This is a genomic window from Bradyrhizobium sp., assembly GCF_049512235.1.
Classification (GTDB): domain Bacteria; phylum Pseudomonadota; class Alphaproteobacteria; order Rhizobiales; family Xanthobacteraceae; genus Bradyrhizobium.
Window position 1 is genome coordinate 1 of the sequence record NZ_JBEKXH010000609.1, and the last position, 3,492, is coordinate 3,492.

2 protein-coding genes are annotated in these 3,492 nt (G+C 62.2%); both read right to left on the reverse strand.

The window, feature by feature from the left end:
• Positions 1-1,376 (reverse strand): penicillin-binding protein 1A (locus ABSG20_RS32650; RefSeq protein ID WP_423868573.1); only part of this gene is annotated, 1,376 nt, incomplete at its 3' end.
• 85 nt (positions 1,377-1,461) lie between these two features.
• On the reverse strand, positions 1,462-3,492 hold a 2,031-nt coding region (locus ABSG20_RS32655; RefSeq protein WP_423868574.1), incomplete at its 5' end, for a penicillin-binding protein 1A.

Consider the following 3,492-nt stretch of genomic DNA (forward strand, 5'->3'; position numbering starts at 1 on the left):
GTCCAGGGATCCATCACCACCATGGCGCCAGACACATCCGGCAACTGGCGCAGCCGGTACTGGCCTTCGACCGCCCTACCATCCTTTGTTATCAATGGGTCGGCATAGATCACGTCACCAGGCGACAACACCTGAGATACCGCGGTCGGCGCTTTTCCCCTCGCCTGGCCGGCAGCGGCTCTCGCCCATTTAACACCCTCAAGGGTGATCAGACCGGTTTGCCGTTCCTTGGTGACGGCCCCGCCCAGTTCGCGGCCGGGCTGAAATCCGACGCGCGCAGACTGGTCGCTGGTCTCCAGGACCACCGCCATCCGCCATGGCGAGATGTCCGACAGCGATTTGACATCGGCGAGCTTGACGCCCCAGTCGCCTGAGATATCGAGCTTGCTGATCGGGCCCCGCCAGCCCTGCGCCTCGTCATAATTGACGAGGCCGGCGGCCATGGTCTTGCGCGCCATCACCTGGATCTTCGGGTCGAGCGTGGTCCGGACCGACAGGCCGCCTTCGTAGAGCTTCTTCTCGCCGTAGCGCTCGAAGATGTCGCGGCGGACTTCCTCGGCAAAATATTCGCCGGCGAAAGTATGCGCGGCATCGGCGTGGTTAGTGACAACAAGCGGATCCTTGCGGGCCTGGTCGGCGTCGGCCTGCTTGATCCAGCCATTTTCCAACAGGCGATCGATCACATAGTTGCGGCGCTCAATGGCGCGGTCGTGGTTTTTGACCGGATGCAGCAATGTCGGCGCTTTCGGCAGCGCGGCCAGATAGGCGGCTTCCGCGACCGTGAGTTCGTTGACCGACTTGTCGAAATAGACCAGCGAGGCCGCGGCGATGCCGTAAGCGCCGAGGCCAAGATAGATGTGATTAAGATAGAGTTCGAGGATCTTGTCCTTGGAGTAGGCGCGCTCGATGCGCATCGCCAGCAACGCTTCCTTGATCTTGCGGATGAAGGACACTTCGCTGGTCAAAAGGAAGTTCTTGGCGACCTGCTGGGTGATCGTGGAGGCGCCCTGCGGGCGGCGGTTGGATCCATAATTTTGCACATAGAGCACTGCCGCGCGCGCCATGCCTTTATAGTCGATGCCACCGTGCTCGTAGAAGTTCTTGTCCTCGGCCGCCAGGAACGCGTTGATAACCAGCTTTGGAACCGCCTGGATCGGCAGATACAGCCGGCGTTCCCTGGAGTACTCGGCAAGCAGCGCGCCATCGGCCGCGTGGACGCGCGTCATCACTGGCGGTTCATAATCCTGAAGCTGAGAATAGTCCGGCAAGTCCTTGGAAAAATGCCAGACCAGCCCGGCAACACCAGCCACGCCCAGCAGAAACACCACGGTTCCGGCGGCGAACAGGAAACCCAAGAACCGCAGCATCAGACGCATTACCAAATCTCAGCCCGTTGCGCGGCAGCGACCATCGGCGTGACCACCGCTTCACGAAGGTTTCCACTTTCCCGGTTCATGCTGGCTAGTACAATCCGCCGGTACCGGGTCGCAAGATGGTGCGGTCGGCATCCGGCGACACCGCCATCGAGCGGCCGTCGGCATCCGCCACGCCAATCACGGAGTAATTATCCGGCGGCGCGGTACCAGGCTTGAAGGCCTCCAGAATGGTCCCGCCGCTGTCACCCGCGCCGGCGCGCATGCCGGTTTTGGCAACGACGCGGATCAACTTGATGCCGGCAGGCACCTTGAAGGGAATCGCCGGCTTGTCGGCGAGCGCGAGTTTCAGGAAGTCCCTGGCGATCGGCGCGGCCAGATGACCGCCGGTTGCGGTCCGGCCGAGATTGCGCGGCTTGTCATAGCCCATATAGATGCCGACCACGATGTCCGGCGAGAAGCCGATGAACCAGGCATCCTTTTCGTCGTTGGTGGTGCCGGTCTTGCCGGCGATCGGCTTGCCGACTTCCTTCACCACCGTTGCGGTGCCGGCCTGGACCACACCTTCCATCATCGAGGTGATCTGATAGGCGGTCATCGAATCCAGCACCTGCTCGCGATGATCGATCAGCTGAGGCTCGGGCTGATTCTTCCAGCCGCCGGGGGCGTCGCAGCCGCGGCATTCACGCGTGTCATGTTTGAAGATGGTGTGACCGTACCGATCCTGGATGCGATCGATCAGGGTCGCCTTCACCCGCCGCCCGCCATTGTCGAACATTGAATAGGCCGTGACCATCCGCATCACCGTGGTTTCGCCGGCGCCAAGTGCGTAGGACAAATAATTCGGCAATTCGTCATAGACGCCAAAACGCTTGGCATATTCACCGATCAAGGGCATGCCGATGTCCTGCGCCAACCGTACCGTCACGGTGTTCAGCGACAGCCGCAGCGCGTTGCGCAGCGTGGTCGGGCCGTTGTATTTGCCGGCCGAATAGTTCTCCGGCCGCCAGATGCCGGCACCCTGTCCCTGATCGATTTCGATCGGAGCGTCGACCACGACCGTCGACGGCGTATAACCGTTGTCCAGCGCGGAAGAGTACACGATGGGTTTGAAGGACGACCCGGGCTGCCGGTAGGCCTGTGTGGCGCGGTTGAACTGGCTCTGGTCGAAGGAGAATCCGCCGACCATGGCGAGCACGCGACCGGTCCAGGGATCCATCACCACCATGGCCCCGGAAACCTCCGGCAACTGCCGCAGCCGGTACTGGCCTTCGACCGGATTGCTGTCCTTTCCAATCAACGGATCGGCATAAATGACGTCGCCTGGCGAGAGCACCTGCGACACCGTGGTCGGCACCCTGCCCTTCCCCGGACCGGCCGCGGCTTTCGCCCATTTGACGCCCTCAAGCGTGATGTTGCCGGTCTGTCGGTCCTTGGCTACGGCGCCGCCCAGTTCGCGGCCCGGCTGAAAACCAACCCGGGCGGATTGGTCGCTGGTCTCCAGCACCACCGCCATCCGCCATGGCGAAATGTCCGACAGCGATTTGACATCGGCGAGCTTGACGCCCCAGTCGCCTGAGATATCGAGCTTGCTGATCGGGCCCCGCCAGCCCTGCGCTTCGTCGTAGGTGACGAGGCCGGCGGCCATGGTCTTGCGCGCCATCACCTGGATCTTCGGATCGAGCGTGGTCCGGACCGACAGGCCGCCTTCGTAGAGTTTCTTTTCGCCGTAGCGCTCGAAGATGTCGCGGCGGACTTCCTCGGCAAAATACTCACCAGCGAAAATGTGGGCGGCATTGGCCCGGTTGGTGACGACAAGCGGATCCTTGCGGGCCTGGTCGGCGTCGGCCTGCTTGATCCAGCCATTTTCCAAGAGGCGATCGATCACGTAGTTGCGGCGCTCGATCGCACGGTCGTGGTTACGGACCGGATGCAGTGCCGCCGGCGCCTTCGGCAGCGCGGCCAGATAGGCGGCTTCCGCGACCGTGAGTTCGTTCACCGATTTGTCGAAATAGACCAGCGAGGCCGCGGCGATGCCGTAAGCGCCAAGACCGAGATAGATTTCATTGAGATAGAGTTCGAGGATCTTGTCCTTGGAGTAGGCGCGCTCGATCCGCAT